The sequence below is a fragment of the Acidithrix sp. C25 genome (assembly GCF_904848545.2).
In genome coordinates this window covers 245,625-267,204 of the sequence record NZ_CAJHCI020000008.1, presented here as the reverse complement: position 1 = coordinate 267,204, position 21,580 = coordinate 245,625, and the positions used below count along the sequence as shown (strand labels likewise).

At 46.6% G+C, this 21,580-nt stretch carries 16 protein-coding genes; 10 read left to right on the top strand and 6 right to left on the bottom strand.

What is annotated here, in order from left to right:
- Positions 1-38 precede the first annotated feature (38 nt).
- Entirely contained in the window at positions 39-431 is a 393-nt protein-coding gene (locus ACIDITHRIX25_RS86435) for an SCP2 sterol-binding domain-containing protein (RefSeq protein ID WP_052605037.1), read from the top strand.
- Between the two features lie 1,028 nt (positions 432-1,459).
- On the opposite strand, the gene ACIDITHRIX25_RS86430 is transcribed toward ACIDITHRIX25_RS86435, so the two are convergent.
- From ACIDITHRIX25_RS86430 to ftsH, 4 genes are all read right to left on the bottom strand, one after another.
- Complete coding sequence (locus tag ACIDITHRIX25_RS86430; RefSeq protein WP_200891199.1) at positions 1,460-1,651, bottom strand: twin-arginine translocase TatA/TatE family subunit; 192 nt, start codon at positions 1,649-1,651, stop codon at positions 1,460-1,462.
- A gap of 117 nt (positions 1,652-1,768) precedes the next feature.
- Entirely contained in the window at positions 1,769-2,641 is an 873-nt protein-coding gene (locus tag ACIDITHRIX25_RS86425; RefSeq protein ID WP_052605034.1) for a carbohydrate deacetylase, read from the bottom strand.
- An 85-nt stretch (positions 2,642-2,726) separates the two neighbouring features.
- Positions 2,727-2,939 carry a hypothetical protein gene (locus ACIDITHRIX25_RS86420; RefSeq protein ID WP_201733751.1) on the bottom strand — a complete coding sequence of 71 codons (213 nt, stop codon included), beginning with the start codon at positions 2,937-2,939 and terminating at the stop codon, positions 2,727-2,729.
- Between the two features lie 1,421 nt (positions 2,940-4,360).
- The gene (gene ftsH / locus ACIDITHRIX25_RS86415) at positions 4,361-6,316 is read right to left on the bottom strand and encodes an ATP-dependent zinc metalloprotease FtsH (protein ID WP_249685844.1); all 1,956 of its coding nucleotides are present in this window, start codon (positions 6,314-6,316) and stop codon (positions 4,361-4,363) included.
- A 242-nt stretch (positions 6,317-6,558) separates the two neighbouring features.
- On the opposite strand from ftsH, the gene ACIDITHRIX25_RS86410 reads away from it, so the two are divergent.
- The 9 genes from ACIDITHRIX25_RS86410 to hpf all read left to right on the top strand — a co-directional run bounded on the left by ACIDITHRIX25_RS86410 (position 6,559) and on the right by hpf (position 19,220).
- Complete coding sequence (locus tag ACIDITHRIX25_RS86410; RefSeq protein ID WP_152625904.1) at positions 6,559-7,311, top strand: CPBP family intramembrane glutamic endopeptidase; 753 nt, start codon at positions 6,559-6,561, stop codon at positions 7,309-7,311.
- A gap of 1,012 nt (positions 7,312-8,323) precedes the next feature.
- Positions 8,324-10,771, top strand: a complete 2,448-nt coding sequence (locus tag ACIDITHRIX25_RS86405; RefSeq protein ID WP_201733750.1) for a putative glycosyltransferase family protein — start codon at positions 8,324-8,326, stop codon at positions 10,769-10,771.
- Between the two features lie 227 nt (positions 10,772-10,998).
- Complete coding sequence (locus ACIDITHRIX25_RS86400) at positions 10,999-12,378, top strand: phosphohexomutase domain-containing protein (RefSeq protein ID WP_213333507.1); 1,380 nt, start codon at positions 10,999-11,001, stop codon at positions 12,376-12,378.
- Position 12,379: 1 nt separating this feature from the next.
- Complete coding sequence (locus ACIDITHRIX25_RS86395; RefSeq protein WP_201733749.1) at positions 12,380-12,604, top strand: Trm112 family protein; 225 nt, start codon at positions 12,380-12,382, stop codon at positions 12,602-12,604.
- A 199-nt stretch (positions 12,605-12,803) separates the two neighbouring features.
- Complete coding sequence (locus tag ACIDITHRIX25_RS86390) at positions 12,804-13,859, top strand: SIS domain-containing protein (RefSeq protein WP_052605027.1); 1,056 nt, start codon at positions 12,804-12,806, stop codon at positions 13,857-13,859.
- A gap of 100 nt (positions 13,860-13,959) precedes the next feature.
- A complete protein-coding gene (gene ahcY, locus ACIDITHRIX25_RS86385; protein WP_052605026.1) occupies positions 13,960-15,228 on the top strand; it encodes an adenosylhomocysteinase in 1,269 nt (422 codons plus the stop codon).
- Positions 15,229-15,984: 756 nt separating this feature from the next.
- Positions 15,985-16,722, top strand: a complete 738-nt coding sequence (locus tag ACIDITHRIX25_RS86380) for a class II glutamine amidotransferase (RefSeq protein WP_201733748.1) — start codon at positions 15,985-15,987, stop codon at positions 16,720-16,722.
- A 512-nt stretch (positions 16,723-17,234) separates the two neighbouring features.
- A complete protein-coding gene (locus ACIDITHRIX25_RS86375) occupies positions 17,235-18,191 on the top strand; it encodes a pyridoxal-phosphate dependent enzyme (RefSeq protein WP_201733747.1) in 957 nt (318 codons plus the stop codon).
- 462 nt (positions 18,192-18,653) lie between these two features.
- The gene (gene hpf, locus ACIDITHRIX25_RS86370; RefSeq protein ID WP_052607203.1) at positions 18,654-19,220 is read left to right on the top strand and encodes a ribosome hibernation-promoting factor, HPF/YfiA family; all 567 of its coding nucleotides are present in this window, start codon (positions 18,654-18,656) and stop codon (positions 19,218-19,220) included.
- A 596-nt stretch (positions 19,221-19,816) separates the two neighbouring features.
- On the opposite strand, the gene ACIDITHRIX25_RS86365 is transcribed toward hpf, so the two are convergent.
- Together ACIDITHRIX25_RS86365 and ACIDITHRIX25_RS86360 are read right to left on the bottom strand one after the other, a co-directional pair.
- Positions 19,817-20,083: a hypothetical protein gene (locus tag ACIDITHRIX25_RS86365; protein ID WP_201733746.1), complete on the bottom strand. Its 267-nt coding sequence runs from the start codon at positions 20,081-20,083 to the stop codon at positions 19,817-19,819.
- A complete protein-coding gene (locus ACIDITHRIX25_RS86360) occupies positions 20,084-21,559 on the bottom strand; it encodes a zinc ribbon domain-containing protein (protein ID WP_201733745.1) in 1,476 nt (491 codons plus the stop codon).
- Positions 21,560-21,580 lie beyond the last annotated feature (21 nt).

Sequence of the window (21,580 nt, the reverse complement as noted above, 5' to 3'; positions counted from 1 at the left end):
TTTTGTTAATTTTTAGTATTGTAAGATGAGGTTATTGGGTGTCTAAATATTTATGGTTGAGCAAGGAATGGATAGACGAGAGCGCCAAGTTGGCCGAGGGTCAGCCAGAGCGTCAAGGTGCTACTGCTCGTATTCAGTATCGAATTGAGGGTGGTCCCGATGGCAATATTCTTTACTACTGGATCATTGAAAATGGTAAGCTCATCGAGAGTGACCTCGGAGAGCTCGACGGATCTGAGATTACCCTCGTCCAAAATTACGACGATGCAGTCAAAATTCAGAAGCTTCAGCTAGATGCCAACGCCGCTTTTATGCAGGGTAGGATGAAAGTAGAAGGCAACATTGGCAAGTTGATGTCACTCTTGCCAGTTACGAATTCTCCGGAATATCGTCAACTACAAAAAGATATCCTAGAGATTACGCAGTTCTAAGCTTTTGGGTCGGCCTGTTCGGCCAAAAAGACGGTGTGTCTTTGGCATTACTATTTTGAATCGGATTCAGCCCCTTGATGGGTTTTGTCGCAGAGATGTTAGGCAGCCTATATGGGTTGCCTAACTTTATTTTTGGTCATATTTGTTTTCATGCGGTTCGTCCATTAAGTAATAAACTCTTCCTGATGACTTGAATCAGGGAAGTTTGGCCATTAATTTTTGTTCTATCAAGTCCAACCCTATATATCTTTTAGAGGTGCTCTGGAGCGGGTCTGGCCTTGATCGTGGCCAAAGGAGATGGTGCCGGTGCTTATGCTACCTGCAGTGGATGCTGATTTTGCTGGTTGGTTCAAGACGCAAAGGCATTTTGCCTTTGAAGATGCCGATCGATGCAGAGTGCCGGTTTGGTTCTTGCCGCACCCAAAAAATTGTCTTACTATAGCTAACGCTTTAGAGCATGAGGCGAAATATAGGTTCTTGGGTTCCATGAACGTGCAAGTCGATTTCAGAGATGCCGAGTTTAGTGCTAACCGTGACGGTGGTAACTAGGCCTCCCTCGGCCTCAAGCTTCAGGACCCATAGCCAAATTTGACGATTGTAACCTCGCTTATAATTGTCATCTGTTGGTGTTTTGACTTGTGGATAATCATGTTAGATACGATTAATGCTTCGTACGACGTTGAGTGCATTTCTTGTTCGATAGCTCGATCAATAGAAAGATTGGCACCGTCATTGGTTGCTCGCCGCTACGGTCGAGAAGGAGATCGTAGATACTAGTAGCTTGATTGTCGTAAACTCCAAAGTGGAGCACAAACTCGATAGCGAATTTCTCAGGAGTGCTTTGCCTTACGATGGACGTTTGCATTCAACTGTTTTGGGCCGTGTTTCGCCACTGTTAGGTCCTGGGTCATTAGGTTCTATGAGTTTATGATCTATACGACCTTGGTCATAGCTAGGCGCGACCCTATCTTAAGATATGTACGAATACTATTTTTAGGGTTCAATTTAGAGTCGAACCCTAAAAATAATTAAGCTTGGTCCTTGGACTCAGTGGCTGATTTGCTCTGGTCGGACTCTTTTAGTCCTTTTTCGAATTCGCCTTTTGCTTGACCCAATGAACGGGCCATCTTGGGTAGCCTTGAGGCCCCGAAGATTACAACGATTACTAGCACTACAATTAGTGCGTCTTGTCCCAATAGCTCGGCTAGCAAGTTAACCATCCTTATGTTTGGGATCTCAGCTTATATAGAGATCGCCTTAGAAGCCATTTTAGCCCTTAATTGATGGTTGAATCTGCAATTGACTCAACACGGAGCTTAATATTCTCCCATCGTACACTATTTGATCGTTCGACGGAGGTCGGATTGAACTTTCTTGAGCTCTCGGTAGCCAATGGGCGTTATCTTGAAGTCGTTTATAATTTCCAAGGCAACTTTGGAGGTCAGAAAAGCTCTTGATGAATCGTAATGGCTAGATTGCGGGCCCATCAGCGCCTCGAGCTCGCTCCCTTGTGCCGAAGGTCGAAATGAAATCTCTGTAATTCCCGGAGTAAGAGCGGAAATTGCCTTTGTGAAAGTATCTATCCCAGGCTCTTGATAGTTGCCATCTTGGTCGAAGTTGCAGACCTGGTGCGTCGGGGAGACGATACCTTCGTCGGCTGCTAATGCGCCAGCGGGAAAGCCTAAGTGGATTGTCTCGCTTTCGAATGGAATTCGAAGTGGTAACTTAAATTCGATTGCGATATCTAATAGAACGTCGAAGAATTCCGGTCGAAGGATTAGTGCCTGTTCTTCTGATGCTAAATGAGAAGGGTCGAAGCCCATAAAAATGGCTCTTTCAATCTGCGCTCTACACTCACGCCTTACTTCGTCGGTGTCGGCATGTTCCCATAGTTCCACCCTTGAACTTGGAAATTCTCCCGAGCCATTGAGAAGAGTGGGGGACTGAGTTAGCGGTGTCATCGAGAAGATGGAGTGACTTGAGGTAAAGACCAGCGAGACCCCAATATCTTCTCCACGATAGAGGGAGGTTACCTCTTTTGACCATGGGGCACCAACGATTAACCGTGCCGTTGTGGCAATTCCTTCACGTAGAGACTCGAAGATTCCTTCGTTGAATGAGTGCGAGAAACCTAGGTAGTCACAAGAGAAGATTGAAAGCTTGGCTTCAGGGTTGAAGCCGAGGCGCTCTAGGAGCTCATCTGTTTCCATTGGCCGTTACTCCACATTCGCTACACCTTACCCTTTTACGTTAGTCGTGAACTCCTAGTCCTGGGTTAGGGTAGCTCCCTTATTCTCAGCGAACTCGAGCGCATCGCTCTTTGAATCCGCTCTTTGATTCATTATTGCTTTGAGAAATTAAAAGGCGCCGTGCTTGCTCGATCTGCCAAAGTCCTAGCTTACGTGTTCTTTCATCAAGCTTCCAGTCAGGGGCCAAATGGTCATATTCCTGCGCTATGGTTTTAGTCTTGGTATCGTTATCTTCAATAAGTAGAATCTGTCCTCTCATGGAAAGAATCATCTCATACCACTGTGACAGTTGCTACGAACAAATGTTCGATATACTTTTTCTAAGATCCTCGAAGCCTCGGTGAGTACGATGGCCGTTTCAAGTTATCGAGGCTCGCCCCTGGGATTGATTAGCACTGGGATCTACTGGTACTAGGTGCGTCTTTGCCATTGTATCTAACCTGTTGAGTTTGATCTCTTACTAAGGGGCAATCGAACAGTTCGTAAATCAGTTTTTTGGAATTCTTGTTTGACAGAGATTGCGGTTGGCTATGGTCTATGCGACAGTAGATGCGAACCGTGAATTTCAAAGGAGTTACGTTATGGGCTCACTTGTTCAATTGTCTAGGTGCACAGTGCTAACCCGTGGGTTGATTGTCTTGTGAACATGACATTTACTTAACCTTTGCAAATTGGACCAAATCCTATCGAGCCTAGGCAAGTTGTCTGTTGATCCTTGGAGTGAGATGGTAAAACCATAGGAAATCTCTTGCCCAAGAGCGTTCTGCTTGCTAAGCTCGCAGGTCCCCTCAGGGTTCTCGTATCCAATAGTGGTGTCATTGTTTAGCTTGTTGCCTGCCCATGTATTTTTAGGTGTCCAAGGTGGATTTACAGGTCAAAAGCCAGTGCTCTGTGGATATTGCCAAGATCTTATGATCTGTCCACAAAACGCTACCGCTAGTTATTGATCGTTGGGAAAGCTAGCCTAACTCAAGAGATCTATCTGGTGAAGGGATTTAAAGGCAGGAAATTATAAGGTTCAAATTTACACAAAAGGTGCGCGACCCTCGTTTTATTTGTAACGTCGAGGATCTGCGTGGTATAGGTGTTTAACGTTCCTAGTGGTGAGGGCCTCTATTGGTTAGTGACAGCTGCCGATGGAGCAGTGGTCCAAAATAGGGCGTGGGTTATAGCGAAAGCATTATTAGAGTCTGGGCGTAAAGTGTTATCTTTGCCTAACTCTAAGATTTTGTAACAATTTATCAAAGCGCTACTTTATCGATAGCTTCCAAGGACCTATGCCGTTCTGAGAGTTTCTATAGGACTATGGATTGAATCGGTGTGGTGGCTTTCACTTGTTTAGCTTTGACGCGGATGGAGGATCATTTCTTCTCGCAATGTGGTATTTGGATTACTTTCAATGGGCCTGTGTATTTGGAGGTGCGGAAACTTGGCATGTCAGCAATTGTCAATTGAAACTTGTCTTGCTCACGGAACTTCATGTGATGATTTTTATTTGGCTCGAGCAAAGCTCGCCTCGAGCCATTGGTCTTGACTTCAAATAGTGCGAATATAGACGAAAACCCCCACTTAGCAATTTCTAAGTGGGGGTTTCTTTAGTTAAATCCAGTGGCTCCAGATGGTAATAGAAGCTGCTCTATCGCCGTGTAAAACCTATGGTTATTTTTATTCAGCCATTAATTAAGTGGATTGCAGTCCATTGTTGTTTGAGTTTGTTGTTTGGTCGATTTCAGAGGTGTATGAGATTCGAGGAATCCACTTGTTCTTGTCGACGGCGTGGACCGGTCCACCGTTGGCTTCATCAACCAGCCGACCGACGTCTTCTCCGGCAACAGTTTCAATCTCTAAGAGAGACTTTGCCACCGCTTCGAGACCGGACCTGTGTTTTGAGAGCAGAACCATGGCTCGTTCTTCTTGGTCGCGAAGGATTTTTTCAACCTCTTCGTCGATGACTCGCGATGTCTGCTCCGAGTAGTCGCGTGTATGCATTAGATCTTCGCCAAGAAAAACCATCTCTTGACTTCCCCAAGCCATTGGTCCAACCTGGGCACTCATTCCCCATTCCCGAACCATTTTGCGCGCTAATTCGGTATTTCGAACTAGGTCGTTTGATGCACCGGTAGAAAGGTCGCCGTAGATTATCATCTCTGCGACCCGTCCGCCCATTCGAACTGCTAGAGAATCTTCAATATATTCTTTTGAGTTGATGTGCTTTTCCTCAAGTGGAAGCTGCTGTGTGACTCCAAGAGCCATTCCTGTTGGGATAATCGTGACTTTATGAACAGGGTCGGCATGTGGTAAGAGGTATGCGAGGACGGCATGACCTCCTTCATGAAAGGCAACTCTCTCTTTTTCTGCATCAGAAAGTACAACCGAATCTCTACGTTGACCCATGAGTACGCGATCTCTCGCCGCTTCGAAATCTTCCATATGGATCTGGTTGTCGCCGCGTCGAACGGCGTGTAGTGCCGCTTCGTTCACTAGGTTTGCTAGATCAGCTCCGCTCATACCGGGTGTACCGCGTGCGACTACTTCGAGGTCTACGTCATCAGCTATTCTCTTGCCGACGCAGTGAACAGCAAGGATTGGACGTCTTTCTTCCAAGTCTGGTAAAGGTACGACTATCTGTCGATCGAATCTTCCGGGGCGCAGTAGAGCTGAATCCAGTATGTCCGGTCGGTTTGTCGCTGCCATCATTACGATGCCCTCGGTCGTATCAAAACCGTCCATCTCAGAGAGCATCTGGTTTAATGTCTGCTCGCGTTCGTCGTGGCCGCCTCCAAGACCTGCGCCTCGCTTGCGTCCAATCGAATCGATCTCATCTATAAAGATGATCGCAGGGGCCTGCTTGCGAGCAGTCTGGAAGAGGTCTCGAACTCGCGATGCTCCGACTCCAACGAACATCTCCATAAAGTCTGAGCCTGTAACCGAAAGAAAAGGTACACCTGCTTCTCCTGCTACCGCTCGAGCTAAAAGGGTCTTACCCGTTCCAGGAGGGCCTACCAAGAGTATTCCCTTGGGTACGCGTGCTCCTATCTCTTTAAAACGAGAGGCATTCTTTAAAAAGTCAACAACCTCAGTGATCTCTTGTTTGACCCCGGTATAGCCAGCGACATCATCGAAGGTTGTCTTGGGTCTTTCAGAAGAGTAAACCTTTGCCCGTGAGCGTCCAATTGACATTATGCCGCTCATTTGCCCTTGAGCCCGTCGATTTAGAAATACGAAGAGAGCAATTAGTAATAGCACTGGTCCTAGCCAACTAATCAGAAGGCCAATAAGGCTAGATTGCGACGTGGCGAAGCTGAGCGATACTCCCTCGCCTCGAAGCGTCGTGAGGTCGTTGGGGACCGAGGGCGATGGTCCATAGACGCTAAAAGTTGTACCGTCTTTGAATTGCCCAGTAATTTTGCCGGTGGAGTTATCAATCAGCGCCGTTGCAACTTGCTTGGATCCTGCATCTTGTAGGAATGTGGAATACGACAGCGTGGTTGCGGGCGTTGTTTTGAATACGTTCAACGTAAGTACCAAGATTAGGATTACGGCGACGGAAACTCCAACGAGCCACTTCCATGTTTGCTCCTGGCCTCCGGGAACTTTCTTTAGAGGGTTTTGACCCTGTGGCCTCATATCAGGCATTTGTCTGCTCATTACTAACAATCTAGGCGAGTGAGAAAATTATATTGCCCTTGGATCTCGGCGAGCTATTAAAAAGGGGTGATTCAATGGCTTTTGTCCCCTGATTCCATTCTTTTTGTCATTATTTTTCATGTTTGACCTTTAGCATCTTGACCTTAGGGATTCAATTTTGGATCGCTTAGAACCCTCTGAAGGGCCACGAGACTAAAGGGCCAAAAGAGTTCTTGTTAGGATTTGATGGAATGCGCGAAGCCAGTAGTCAAGATAACGGCGAGTTTGTGATCGATGGTCTTTGGGGCGCCCTTGGGTTTTTAGCATTGGCCATCTTCTTGGCGAACCTGTTAGTTCTCATCTATATAGTTGCAACTCATGAAAAGACATCTTTAGCTGGCCTTTCGGTTGGGGATTTGATAACTAGCTCTATTGGAACCTGGAGCGGCTTTTTAGGTGGTGCCTATTTCGTTGCCAAGAGGCGTGGAACCGGATCGCTTAGAAGGGATTACGGTCTTAAATTCAATTTGAAGATCGACCTTCCCATTGGGATCTTGTCCGGGGTTTTATTGCAATTGGTTGTCATACCTTTGCTATACCTGCCGTTAGAGTCAGTGATTCCAAATTTGCAAAATCAGCTCTCCGGGCCGGCCAATCAAATCACTTCATCAGCTCATGGCCTCTCGATAGACACGATTGTTGTTGGACTGATAATTGTTGTCGGTGCTCCGTTTGCTGAGGAAATCTTTTTCCGCGGGCTACTTTTGGGTAGCATCGGCTATAAAACAAGGAAGATGACGGTTTTTGTTGGCAACTTGATTACGGTTGTCTCTTCTGCGATTATTTTCGCACTCGCACACGTGGAGCCTCTGCAAACCTTGGGATTGTTCGCCGTGGGAATAGTGCTAGCGGTCTACAGAATCAAGTTAAAGCGCTTAGGCGCGGGAATAGTGACCCATGCCTCTTTCAATTTGGTCACCTTCATCGCCTTGGTTCACCGTTGAATCCCGTTGGGGCTGCCTAACATGGCGATCTAGAGAAAATCTATGCGCTATTCTCAGATTGATTTCCACCTTATGATAGCCAACTTGATCGTCTCTATCTTTTAGCTTGTTTGAAAATTCATTCAAATTTGCAATAGGGCGTAGGCGGACTTCTTTGTCTTTTGAATTTTTTAGTTAATCGTTGAATTTTTTCTAAAGGTCTGATCACAAGGTGACGATTAATTTTGAAAGCTTTCAGGATCTGATCGCCCTACCGCCATAATGTTACCATTGGAGGCTCCTGTGCTCTGTGAAAACTGCCGTTTAGGCACAACCGTCGAAATCTCTCTCAACATCGGTGGCCATAATGTCACGCTGCGTTCTTGTTCGCATTGTGAAAAGAGAATCTGGAATGCTGATGGCGATAGTGTCGAGGTCTCTGAGGTCCTTACTTTGGCAACGGCACTTCGTCGATAGTTGGGTAATCGATTGACCTTCGGATGACTTCCAATCCCTAAATGATGGTAAGTCAAGGGATTCCCATTCGATAGTCGATCTTAATTAATGACTAAATAGCGACTTTTATCCTTTGGGCTAACTATGAATCGAGATCAAGAATGCGTTTTTGGTTAGGCAGAACTTCTGTTGATAATCTTGTGCCTAAGTCCACCATAGAGCTGCAGTGTTTAGTTTCCGACAAAGTTTTGGGGCGCAGGCATTGGCTTTACTTTAAAGCTCTGGTTATTGAGATGTCCTTTTATCGGTGGGCACTTTTGATAATCTGGTCGAATAGGGGTCAGACAAATGTCGCTAGATCAACGCCTTCGACTTCTAGGGTCGATCTTCATCTTCAGATCCAGCCGCCGGTCTTTAGTGTTGGGGTTAGAAATCCCTGAATAGGGCGTGACTTTGACGTCCTTGTCTCAATATTTGTGGCAAGCCGAACTAAGTTAACTTGAAGGATGTTTTTGGCGGACGCGATTCGCTTTATGTTGGGGCATCCTGAGAGTGAAGGGACATAGGGAGATTCGGCATGTTCGTTGAGACCGATTTGAACGCCGATGGTACTGACGGAACCGACGTTTCACCCCAGAACAGTGCTGAGCCGCCTTCGGAGGGAAGAAGTTCTTCATTCGAACGAATATTGACTTATTTCATAGTTGCTAGTACAGTCGTCTTTTTGATTTGGCAGTATCATCCAAGCCTTTTGTTCTCCAATACCACAACTACCGGTGGCGATACGGGAGCTCATTTTTCAGTTCCGTATTTTTACATCCATCACATTCTCAACCATTTTCGCCTTACCGGTTGGAGCTCTTCGTGGTATGCAGGATATCCACTTTATGTCTTTTATTTCCCCTTGCCAGGGATAATTACAGCCATTTTGAGTTTTATACTCCCCTACGGCGTTGCATTCAAATTGACTACAGCAATTGGCCCTCTCACCCTTCCGATTGCAATCTATTATTTTGCTCGCTCTATGAAGGTTGGCTATCTGCTGTCGGGGCTGACATCAATAATGGCTGTCGCCTACCTATTTGATCGATCATTCACAATCGATGGCGGAAATATCGCATCAACATTAGCTGGTGAGTATTCGTTTGCTATCTCTTTATCTCTGTGTTTTTTCGCCGTTGCCGTCTTGCTTGTTGATCCCGGTTCCACGAAGCGGAGAGTGGCTAGCGGAATCTTGCTTTCGGCGACCTTGCTGGCTCATATCATTCCAGCCGCTTTTGCTGTCGCAATCTTGATTTTTTTGGCAGTAATTAGGAGAAAGCGAAATTTAGTCTTAGGGGCAACCATTTCAATCTTGATAATGATCGGATTGTCGGCCATCTGGGAAATTCCGCTCATCGTGAACTATTCTTTTTCAACGTCAATGGGTTGGTCACGTATTACCACTTATGCCGTGAGCCTTTTCCCTTCAGAGTTGCGCGTCTACATTGCTCTGGCTGTAATTGGATTTGTCGCTTCTCTTTTTCTAAAGATTGAAATAGGTGGCCTCTTTGGGACTGTTGCGGTCACCTCTGCTATTGCTTTCGTCTTTTTCCCGCTAAAAGCCGTTTACAACGGACGTGTCCTTCCGTTTTATGTCCTAGCGATATATATCTTGGCGGCTATTGGCGTCTATGTCATTGTCGAGTTGTTAGCGGCATTATTTGGATGGCGCAAAACCATCTTTCTCCAGCTTCTTCCGGGAGTTCGTTCTTCGATTGGAAGTTCGATAGGGTTGCAGATCCCCACGGCTGCTCGCTATGGGGCCCCCACTGGATCCCAGGATAGCTCCGGCGGTATTTTGTCGGACTATATAGCTCCGGCTCAGAGCATGGCAAGGGCGACTGCTAAAGCTCAAGTAGCCTCAATTCGAAGAGCGCTGTATGTACTTTCGTCGGTATCAATTTTGGCTGTGGTTTTACTCCAACTTGTGGGAAGTCCCCCCTGGTTTCCGATCAAAGTGACCCCTAGCTTTGTTCCGAGCTGGATCAAATGGAACTACACGGGATACGAAGCAAAGGTTGGTTTTAGCGAATATAGAGCATTGATGCTCGAGATGAAGAGCGTCGGTGCTAAGTATGGTTGCGGGCGCGCTATGTGGGAATATAATTCGAACCAAAACGATTTCGGTACTCCAATGGCTCTAATGCTCTTGCCTTATTGGACGAATAATTGTATTGATTCGATGGAGGGCCTATTTTTTGAATCTTCGGCAACGACTCCCTATCACTTTCTAAATCAGTCTGAACTTTCCGCTGCACCTTCGGAGGCGATGGCAGGTCTACCATATTCTGGTATAAATGTTGGCCTTGGAGTGCAGCACCTCCAGTTGCTAGGCGTGCGATACTATATGGCGTTTTCGCCGGCCCTGAAGATAGCGGCCAATGAAAATCCGAATTTGAAACTAATCGCCACACTCCCTGCGATAAGCCCTACCTCTACGACGCCTGTTCTCACTGAGACCTGGAACATCTATGAGGTGAGTCACTCCCAGATTGTCACTCCGCTCACGCAGGCTCCAGTGGTTATGACAGGAGTCACAAATGCGCAGAGTTCTTGGCTACCCCCAGCTTTATTGTATTACCAAAATCCAAGTGAATATTCTGTTGTGAGACTTGCCAGCGGCCCAGCTGGTCTTTTGCGAGTACCTGCCAACAAGACCGTCACCAAGACTTCGCCGCTACCGTCAGTAGTGGTTTCCAACTTAAAAGTGACCAACTCCACGGTTTCCTTTAATGTAAGTAGAACTGGCGTGCCTGTAATTATCAAGGAATCTTATTTTCCTAATTTTAAGGTTTCCGGGGGACTAGGGCCATATAGGGCTGCTCCCAATGAAATGGTCGTCTATCCAACTTCATCTCATGTCACAGTCTCTTACCAAAACAGTGCCGCTGATAATCTCGGAACGATTATATCTTTGATTACCCTAGTGCTGGCTCTTATTGCTGTTGAGCGTAAAAGGATCCTTGCAATCTTTCGCTCATAGTTCGGCTGTTTACCTCCTTTAATTTAATGTTGATATAAAGTTCATCTCAAAGTCATGAATTTTACTATTACGAATAATGGCACCCCCGTTACGAATTTGCATGCTGGTTATCGCTCATAAACGGAGATTATCAACTAGATTCATACTTTCGTGTGTCCACAAATTCATAATGTGGAATGGATCGCAAGTCTTTTTGACTGCGTTTTTTTAGCTAGCGAGGTTTTCTGGTGGATTCGCTTGACAAGATTTTTAAAGCGTACGATGTTCGCGGGTTGGCTCCTGAAGAGTTGACTCCTGAGGTGGCAGAGGCCATCGGTTACGCATTTGGTCAATTTGCTGCATCTGAGCGAATCGTAGTGGGACGAGATATGCGTCCAAGTGGTATTGCTCTAAGCGAGTCATTTATTAGCGGTGCTAATCGAGCTGGCGTTGGTGTGGATGAGATTGGTCTTTGCTCTACGGATATGCTTTATTTTGCTTCTGGTCGACTGAATGAGCCCGGAGTTACCTTTACGGCATCGCATAATCCAGCAGCCTACAACGGGATAAAGATGTGTTTAGCTGGGGCTAAGCCAGTTGGGGAAGCTACAGGCCTTGGCGAAATAAAAGAGAATGCTCGAAGATATTTGAATGGAGAGTTCAAAGAGGTCGCCGACTCAGGTGTCAACGCCTCGATCAATAACAAAGTTGATCTTTTGGAGGAATTTAGCAATCACATTCGTTCGTTCGTTGACGTTAGCAAGCTAGCTCCTCTGCGCATCGTGGCTGATACCGCAAATGGTATGGGTGGCTATGTCGTGCCTTCGGTATTTGGTTCACTACCATTCGACTTGACGATTCTCTACGGTGAATTAGACGGTAACTTTCCAAATCATCCGGCAGACCCAATACAGCCCGAGAACATCGCTGACTTGAAGAATGCGGTTGTCTCTTTGAACGCAGATGTTGGCCTGGCTTTTGATGGTGATGCGGATCGTGTCTTTTTGGTCGATAATAATGCCGCCCCGTTATCTGGCTCACTGACCACTGCCTTGGTTGCAAAGGCGATGCTCGAGAGGTCGCCGGGTTCGACCGTCTTGTACAATCTGATCTGTTCAAAGGCTGTACCGGAAGTGATTATTGAATCAGGTGGAGTCCCGGTTATGACTCGAGTAGGCCACTCCTTTATTAAGGATGTAATGGCTGAGACGGGAGCTGTCTTTGGTGGCGAACACTCTGGCCACTATTATTTTCGGGATAACTATCGAGCTGATTCTGGAATGATTGCGGCTTTGATTATCTTGGAGCAGATCTCTATATCTCAGACGCCGCTATCTGAGCTTCGAAAGCCATTTGAGCGATATTGTGACTCTGGTGAGGTAAATACACGGGTAAGCGATGCCCATGCGGTTATTGCTTTTATCAAAAACGCCTATGATAAGCGTGCTCGTGCCACTGAGATAGACGGCTTGACACTTGATTTTGGCGATTGGTGGTTTAACGTGCGACCATCTAATACCGAACCGCTATTGCGGTTGAATCTTGAGGCGCGAACTCAAGAAGAGGTTGCTTCAAAGTTAGCGGAAGTCTTGGCGGTAATTTCCAAGGCTGATTCAGTGAGGAGTTGAGATGAGTATCTCACAGACGTTGGTATCTCTGGTTGTTTGCCCGGTCGACAAAGGTGAGCTTTGGTATATCGAGAGTGAAAATATTCTCTACAACCCAAGGTCGCAACGCAAATTTAGGATAGAAAGCGATATCCCGATTTTGCTGGTCGATGAATCTGAGATAGTTGATGATAAAGAAGCCGCTCGCCTTGGATCACTTGATCATGTAGTCACCGGTAAAGGCTGAAATCTCCCATTGGGACTTTATATGCGAGTCTTGGAGCCCATTCCCAGGGCGATTGATCGAATTTTTTCAGTTCAATCTCCATGGGCTTTTTGTTTATCCAATTTTGAGATAAATTTGTCTCGCGTCGAATTAGTTTTTGACGCAGCAGCTTTAGAGTGTGTCTTAATTTAAGAGAATTTATGAAAGTGAGCGCTGATCGATGAGCACAGAATGGCCTTATAAGGTTGCCGACTCATTGTCGATGTGGGACGTGACCTCATCACTGCCCGAACAAGTTAGCGCTGCGGCTGCAAGAGTGGCCGAAATTTCGAACCTTCCCGACAAGTCCAAAGTCGAGAATATTGTAGTCTTTGGAATGGGCGGAAGCGGAATCGCAGGCGATGTACTAGTCGCGGCTGCTGGGCCCGTTCTTCCAGTGCCAGCTTCCGTCGTGAAGTCTTATACCACCCCGGCATACATTTCTCCTAGCACTTTGGTCTTTGCAATGTCTTTTTCCGGAGAGACGGAGGAGACTCAAGAAGCAGTGGGTATGGCTGTTGAGATGGGCGCACAAGTCGTAGTTGTTTCGACCGGCGGGGAGCTGGCAGATCTGGCAATGGATACCAACTCCACCTATATCTCTGTTCCTGATTCGATACCTCAACCACGAGCTGCTCTTGGTGCTCTGTCGATTCCACCATTGGCGGTTTTAGATGCGATTGGTCTCTTCCCCGGCGGAAGTTATTGGATTGATCAGACAATCTCCCAACTCTCTCGTCGAAGAGATCAATTGATAGGTAGGAAGTCTCTGGCTGAAGAGATTGCGGAGAGACTCACCTCTAAGCTGACTCTCTTGCACTCTTCTGGATCGGTTGGGTCGGCTGCATCAACACGCTGGCGCGCGCAGATCAATGAAAATGCCAAGGCAATGGCTTTCAGTTCGTTATACCCAGAAAATTGCCACAATGAGTTAGCCGGGTGGGAATCCCTTAGGCCTATGACGAAATCAGATTTGGTAGTCGTTCGGTTGCGCCACGATAACGAGCATCCGCAGGTTTCGAGGCGCTATGAAATCACCAGCGAATTTATCGATCCCAACGTATCTGATTCGTTTGAAGTAAACGCCCAAGGTGAGGGTGAATTGGCTCAATTTTTTGACTTGGCCATTATAGGAGATTTTGTCTCGCTTCACCTAGCGGGTGCCTACGGAGTCGATCCAGGCCCCATAGCAGTGCTCAACGAGCTAAAAGAAAGGCTCAAGGACCCCAGACTCTAGTATAAGGGGTCGATCTTTGTATCTTTATAAGGTTCTTGTCTTTGAGATTTTGATATAGCATTGTCGTTCTAAATAGATGTTTTTGTAGAAAGTGAATCCAGTGAATTTTGATATATCCGACATTAAGCTTGCCGATGCAGGAAAGCAGCGGATCAATTGGGCCGACTCGGAGATGCCTGTTTTGGCATCCATCAGAGAGCGTTTTGCCAAAGAGCAACCGTTTTCTGGCCAAACGGTTGCAGCATGTATGCACATTACAACCGAGACGGCAAATCTTCTTCGAGCTCTAAAAGCGGGTGGTGCAAAGGTCGTAGCATGTGCATCGAATCCACTTTCCACCCAGGATGACGTGGCAGCAAGCCTGGTAAAGCATGATGAGATCTCTATTTTTGCGATCCGCGGCGAAAGTCAAGAAGTCTATGTCTCTCATATCGATTCTGTCTTGGATGAGGTGCCTACAATCACAATGGACGATGGTTGCGATCTTGTGACTCGTCTGCATACCGTTCGAAAAACGAATATTTCACAGGTTATCGGTGGAACGGAAGAGACGACAACGGGTGTGATTCGCCTTCGAGCTATGGAAGTTGATGGAGCACTTGAATTTCCGATAGTTGCCGTGAATGATGCGGATACAAAGCACATGTTTGACAATCGATACGGTACAGGCCAGTCCACACTGGATGGTGTTATTAGGGCGACAAACGTTTTGTTAGCAGGCCAGGTCGTTGTCGTTGCGGGTTATGGTTATTGCGGTAAGGGTGTGGCATCCAGAGCACGAGGCATGGGCGCTCAAGTTGTGGTAACGGAGATCGATCCTATCAAGGCACTAGAAGCCGTAATGGATGGCTTTAGGGTAGAGCCGATGGCTATCGCGGCAAAAGAGGGCGATATCTTTATAACAGTTACAGGCAACAGAGACGTTATAGTTGAGGATCATTTTAGGGTAATGAAAGATGGGGCCATCTTGGCCAATTCTGGCCACTTTGATATTGAGATCGACCTAAAGGCGCTAGAGCGTTTGGCTAGTGGCGAGAGACGTCGCATGGTTAGGCCGATGGTTGAGGAGTTTTTGATCGATGGGGACTCTGGTCCGATAAAGATTCGGGTTCTCGCTGAAGGACGCCTCGTCAACTTGGGAGCAGCAGAGGGCCATCCTGCTGCAGTGATGGATATGAGCTTTGCTAATCAAGCCCTGGCTGCTGAGTGGGTTGTGAAAAACTCACAGACGCTTAAGTCTAAGGTTTACGATGTTCCTCGTGAGATAGACGATGAAGTTGCAAAGCTAAAGCTGGCTTCGATGGGAATTAGCATCGATATCCTGACCGATATTCAGCAGGAATACCTCACTTCGTGGAATCATGCATAATATCATCTAATAGAGTTGTGGCCGGCTAGGTCTGTGGTTGAAAGTCGATGCCAGTCGTAGGCGAAACGATCCACGTAAGCCAACTATTGGTTGGTGATCATGGTGCGGCTTAGGAGTAAGTCCCAGCTTCGTTTGATCCACAGGGGATCTTCGTTAGTCAAAGTTGGTGATCATTCTTTTGATTGATCACCTAGGGCAAGTGTGGGGTCAAAGACCAGGTCAGCTAGTCGGTTACACTCTGAAAGGGTTTGGCCTTTTATATGTTTCCCGATTTGTCATAACTCGAATTTGTGCAGTGACTTGCCAGTGAAATTTGCAACTATTGCAGCTAAAAGAGTAGAGATCGTTTACGCGTTCGACCCTTTTATAAAAGAGCTCTACTTGGCCATAGGATTTTTTGAAATATTTTGAAATCGGTCACCAACTAGGTAAAGGTAGTTGGGCGATTCCGATGAATTTTATCTTCGACTACTACGGTTGAAGATCTACAGCGATTGAGACCGTGGTATTTTACACAGCAACTTGTTTGTCGCGATTTGAAAGGTCCAGCCATTTGGGGTCTTGTAATTCGGTCCAGGTTCCTCGGCTATTTTCCTTGGGTATATTCTATATGTCGTCGAAGATTTCCTAAATTCTCTTGCTAATCAGATTGCTAAACGATATAGATGAGCGAGATTGATTTGACTGTCAAAGACTAAAAGAAGAAGTGCGCAGGGTTATTCTTTTTATTGATCTCTGGAAAGATGGGTTGAACTAATGTGCCGACTTCTTGGATTTGTATGCGAGAGTCCTACACCGATAGGCAAACTTGCTGGGGTAGGGTTCGAGGATTTTGAGAAGCTGTCTTTTCTGCAACATGGCGACGGTTGGGGGATAGCCCAGTTTTTTAATAACGAATTGACCTTTGTGAAGTCGCCGAATTCAGCATTTCGCGATGATGAATTTTTTTCAATGACACGTCATTCGAAAGCAGATATTGGAATCGTGCATTTGAGATGGGCGACGCTAGATCTAGAGATTTCGCCTTCAAACAGCCATCCATTCATCGATGGCAAGGTGGCATTTTGTCATAATGGATCAATTTTTGAATCTGAGAAGATAAAAGATTGGATCGATAGTGATCAGATGAATTTGATCGAAGGAGCTACAGACAGCGAACTCTTTTTTCGATTGATTATGACCTATGCCAAGGCGTTCCCACTAGAACAGGCAATCTGTCGTGCTGCCGAAGGAATCTCTCAATCTTTGTCGTATTCCAGTTTGAATTCGATGTTAGTCACACCAGATTTTCTTTACGTACTCTCGTATTACGATACAAGCCAAATTATGAATGATCTCCCGGACGATTACTATCAGCTTTCCTACCAGGTTTTGCAAGATGCGCTAGTGGTGGCTTCGAGTGGTTGGGTTAGAGAGAACGCCAAGGCGATTGACAATCGTAGATTGATGATTGTCGAGCGTAGCACCATGGCCTTTAGATCTATTCCTCTTTAGGAATTTGCTTTACACGACGCGGTTTATTGGCTAGGTTATTTTTATAATTGAGCCTGTTTTGTCAAAGAGTAATGGGTGTATTTTATTTGATTGACCTTTGTAGCATGATCGATCCGTGATCTTTTTCTTTTGAACTCCCCAGATAGCTCTTTGACGCTATGCAAGGTGATAACTGCGGAGTTGCCTATGACTTAGCGGGTTGGTGGTGCACCCTTTTGTTGTGGGCACGACTTTAAATCTTCTCTAGCTTTGAGGTATGGATCCGTCATTTTTTTCTACTCGCGCTAACAAAGATAAGTCGTGTAGTTAAGATTTTGAAGTTTTGTTAGCCATTGAGATGTAGGTGTTTAGAGTTGCTTTCTTATTCTTGTAGAGACTGTGCCAAGAGCTATGACATTTCAACCTAGGCCTGGCGTTGTGAGTGTGGCGGATTATTCGATCTGAGAAAGAGCGATGTTGGCCGAGGAATTTTTAGGGATGCAAACGATTGGTCTTTGTGGCGATATGATTTTTTGTCTCCCTATACGTCCAGCGCGTCGCTTGGCGCTGCAATAACTCTCGGTGAAGGCATGACGCCGATTATCAAGGAATCCGTAGGATCGGTTTTGAAGCTTGATTATTTGATGCCAACCTTGTCCTTTAAGGATCGGGGTTCTACGGTGCTTGTGAGCCATGCTAAGGCCATCAATGTTCATCGTGCGGCCGCAGATAGCAGTGGTAATGCCGGAGTCTCACTAGCCGCCTACTGTGCAGTGGCAGGTATCGAGTTGGACATATTCCTTCCAGAGGGAACCACAAAGCGTAAAATAAAGCAATTGGATGCTTTTGGGGCGAAAGTTCATGTAATTCAGGGTGATCGCTCGGCGGCATCAGAAGCCGCTATCGACCACGTGGAGAGCCATAAGATCTTTTATGCAAGCCACATCTACAATCCACTTTTTTTCCACGGAACCAAGACCTATCTCTATGAATTGTTCGAACAGCTTGGGGGAAGACTCTGCGAGAATATCTTTATCCCCCTAGGCAATGGCACCTTGCTACTTGGGGTTTCGTTAGGACTTCGTGAGCTAAGGTCCCTAGGTTTGATCGATAGCTCCCCTAGAATCATTGCAGTACAGGCATCAGAGTGTTCGCCAATTGCCAAAAAGTGGAGGGAAGAAAGCTTGACAGAGTCGTCATCTTATCTTTGCGGGGAGAGCGCTGGCTCAAGCATTGCCAGTGGAATTGCGATTACCAATCCGCCTCGTATCGACCAAATAGTGACTGCTGTCATAGAAAGCGGCGGATCTTTCGTGACAGTTGATAATAGCGAGATTCAAGAAGCTAGAGCGGCTCTTGGTAGACGTGGAATAGACGTTGAACCTACAGGTGCAGTGGCATATGCGGGTTCGATTAAATATTTTTCTGTGACTCCAATTGAAGGTGGGGCAGCCATCGCATTGACCGGTGCTGGTTTGAAATCCGATTGAATAGAGTGCTTTGGGAACCTTCCAATAGCTACACCGGATAACAGTTACTCCTTATGATTTGTTTGATCCTTTTAACCTGGTTCGTTGAATGAATGTGTTGTGCTCTATAAAGATTGCGATTTGATTGTCTGATCTCAGTCTTTATAGAGAACCTCATCTCTCACCGCCATAGACCCGCCATAGCGCCATAGACATAGAGGGGCCTTAGCCAACTTGACTCGAGCGCAAAAGCGATGGAGCGATTAGCTCATGATATATCCCATGGTGAGCCAGAATTATTGGCCAGTCGGCCTACTGGTTCTCTCTCTATGGTTTTCGAACAACACAATAAAATATTGTTGTTGGAAAATTATTTGCCATTTGTTTACTTTTGACCTAAGTTGAGAATATTGGCATTTATACATTGGAGTGTTCTTCACTTCTTGACGATGAAACTGTTGAGTGCCAATTAAAGGAGGAAAGTTGGAGACTTCATTTCGAACCAAGAACGCTTTACTTAGTGAGACGGATCGCGATCTCATAGAACAAAAGCTTGATCATCTAAGTCACCTTGCAGACGGTGCAAGTCGAGTAGAGGTAAGTTTCTATGAAGAGAAAAATCCGAGAATAGCTGAGCGAGATATTTGCGAAGTCACGATGCACACAAGGTGGGCAGTAATACGTGCTAAAGGTTCAGGAACTGGACTTATGGAAGCCGCCGACAAAGTGGTTGAAAAACTAGAACATCGAATTGAGAAACTCAAAGGCAAGACCATTGTAAGATCTCATCCTCACCACCGAGCAATCAAGAGCACTGGAGTTGTATTCGATGGTGACGGCGAAGAGGAGATAGCGCTTTTAGGGGGTGCTCGAATCGTCAAAGAGAAGTCGTTTAGCATTCCTCCAATGCGACCAGAAGATGCAGCACTTCAAATGCAGCTGCTCTCGCACGACTTTTATTTCTTTACCAATGACGAGACTGGCCGACCCGCTATCGTCTATCAGCGCGAAGATGGCCATGTCGGTTTGATAGATGCTAAAGGCTCCTGATGTGATGATTGGCCGTTGATACCTCTAAATAGGCATTGAGCTCTTTAGGGAGGGGAACCTGTTGCAAGAATAGCGCCCCAGTTATTGTCGGCTAAGCGTTGCGTCGGAAACCATTATTTGGCGAGAGTCGCTTTAGGATTACAGGGTCATTTCGGTATGATTTTCATGATTAATTCGAACTCGGTGATTTTGATCCAACTTTGATTCTTGTGATTTTTGACGGGAGATGAATACATTGCCAGTGAAGTCTGGTCGTGGTTCATCTCCTTATCTTTTGGAGTCAGGAGATATTCACTAAAACCTAACGCTTTGCCAACTTTTTGACGGAATTAGGTTTCACCACCTCAAAATCCCAACGCGGTGATCCTCCTGACTTTTGTAGTAGCGGTCCGCTGAGGAGGATGCAGAATCTCCATAGAATGCCTCTGATCCACAAGTTGGGGCAATGCCTGAAGGCTTTCGTGGCCAACTACGACCCATCACATTTTTTGTATTGTTTTACCGGTTGAGCTTTGAGGTGAAGTCGAAATGGTTTGGAGATCGGATTTAGCGATTTGACCTCAATTGAACTGATGGTGGATAAAGGCGAGGAATCTTTAAGTTTGGAAATCTATCGAGATGCCATTACCGGATGATTTTGCATGTATTGAAACCTCCGCTCCGAAATACATATACATTAATATGCACCTCTTTTGTTTTCGCTCTCCAGACGCCTTTGCGTGTTCTGCCCCATCCACGGGGACAGAACTAGGGCGAGTCGGTGGTTGCACACCTCCCACGTCCAACTCGCGTTGTCGTGGTATCCTTGGAGTCCTGCCGTGAGCGCTAGCCTTGGCATCTTCGAGGATGTTCCGGCTTTCCATTTAGCGTAGGAACCTCGCGTCAAGAATCTTTCTCACTTCCGTGTAGGGAGTGAACCGGTCGATCTGGTGATCTTGGATCCTTGATTTGATGTTCATGGAGGCTACGTGATCTGCATCGCCCTGCCAATTGCAATCCCAATAAGGGTTACGACAGTGAAACACATCCCCGCTTCGGTTGTCGAAAGAGACATACCCACACGTTGGATTAGGAGATGTTTGGCTGGTGTAGGCCGCGTTGACCGTTTTAATGCCGGAACCTCCGACATGCGCATGTACCATAATGCGTTCTTGGTTCTCGTCCCTTGCCCACGATGAGCAGAGTCGAGATATCTTCTTAGACTTAGCCTTACCCCCTAGGTGAGACAGATCTTCGGTGATGATTTCTTTTGGCCGTTGTGATGGATGTTGGGGAGCTCGTCCATTAGCTCTGGTGCGATTGCCCTCTCCGTAGACCACTTCTTTGATTGCAGCGCCCGAAATTGTCTGTAGTTGTGCCTTTGCACGCCTGAGTCGAGCTTTTTGTTTCTTGGTCCCTAGGTTATTTCGTGAGATGTGCTTGGTTCTTCTGGAGCCAGCATCTCTCTTTGATAGAGCGTGAAGTTTGTTCCTTGCCTTGGCGGTCTTATGCCTGCGCTTAGTCATGGAACTAAGCGCTCGGCCATACTCGTCGCCATGATGAACTCCCGAGTCATCAGTGCAGACCTCGGTGATTCCCCAGTCGAGCGATACAGCGGGGCCGGTGGCCTTGGCTAGAGCTGCAACGTCGTAGCTAACGTGAATGAAGGCCCGCTTGTTCTCTTCATCAAGTACGACCCTGACATTCCCCGACACACGAGAAATGCCAGACAGGGGTAGCGAGATGCGTTTGTTGCGAGTTGAGCTGACAACTTTGACATAGCGTCTGGTCTTGCCTTTAGCTGTGTCGTTGTCGACCACTGAATACAAGGTAGAGTCCAAAGACATAGAGTGAGACTTGATAACGGTTGGCCAGCTACCATCGAGTGCATCTCGAATGACGCGATGTAAGTACGAGGCTATCTTTGCACCCGTTTCGGGGGAGGTAGTCACAGTGGAGATCTCTGGCACGCCGCCACCCATGATTTGGCCAATAGCCGAGTATCTCGTTAGACAAGCATAGGCATAATGCCTCTCATCTTCGTCTGTGAAGCGTCTCCACACCCTTGCCTTGACGTTAGCTCTTACAAAGCAGGACTCGATGTGGCGAATACAGGTATCCACGGCGTCAAAGGCAGCTTGGTCTACCAAATGGACGTTGATGCCCTCTGGGTATAAGCCCTGTGCCTTTGCATAGTCACGAAAGCTTTTGCTTCTATCAAGCAGCCTCCATAGGCTAGTCTGGCGCAGATGAGCTACAAAGACGCGCTTTGCGTCGCTATAGTGCCCAATCACAGAGCGCGTCTCGTCATACTTGTTCTTGTTCAGTGGCAACGTGGCTAGACGTACCGTGCGCTTCATAATGCTAACCATAGAGTGAGG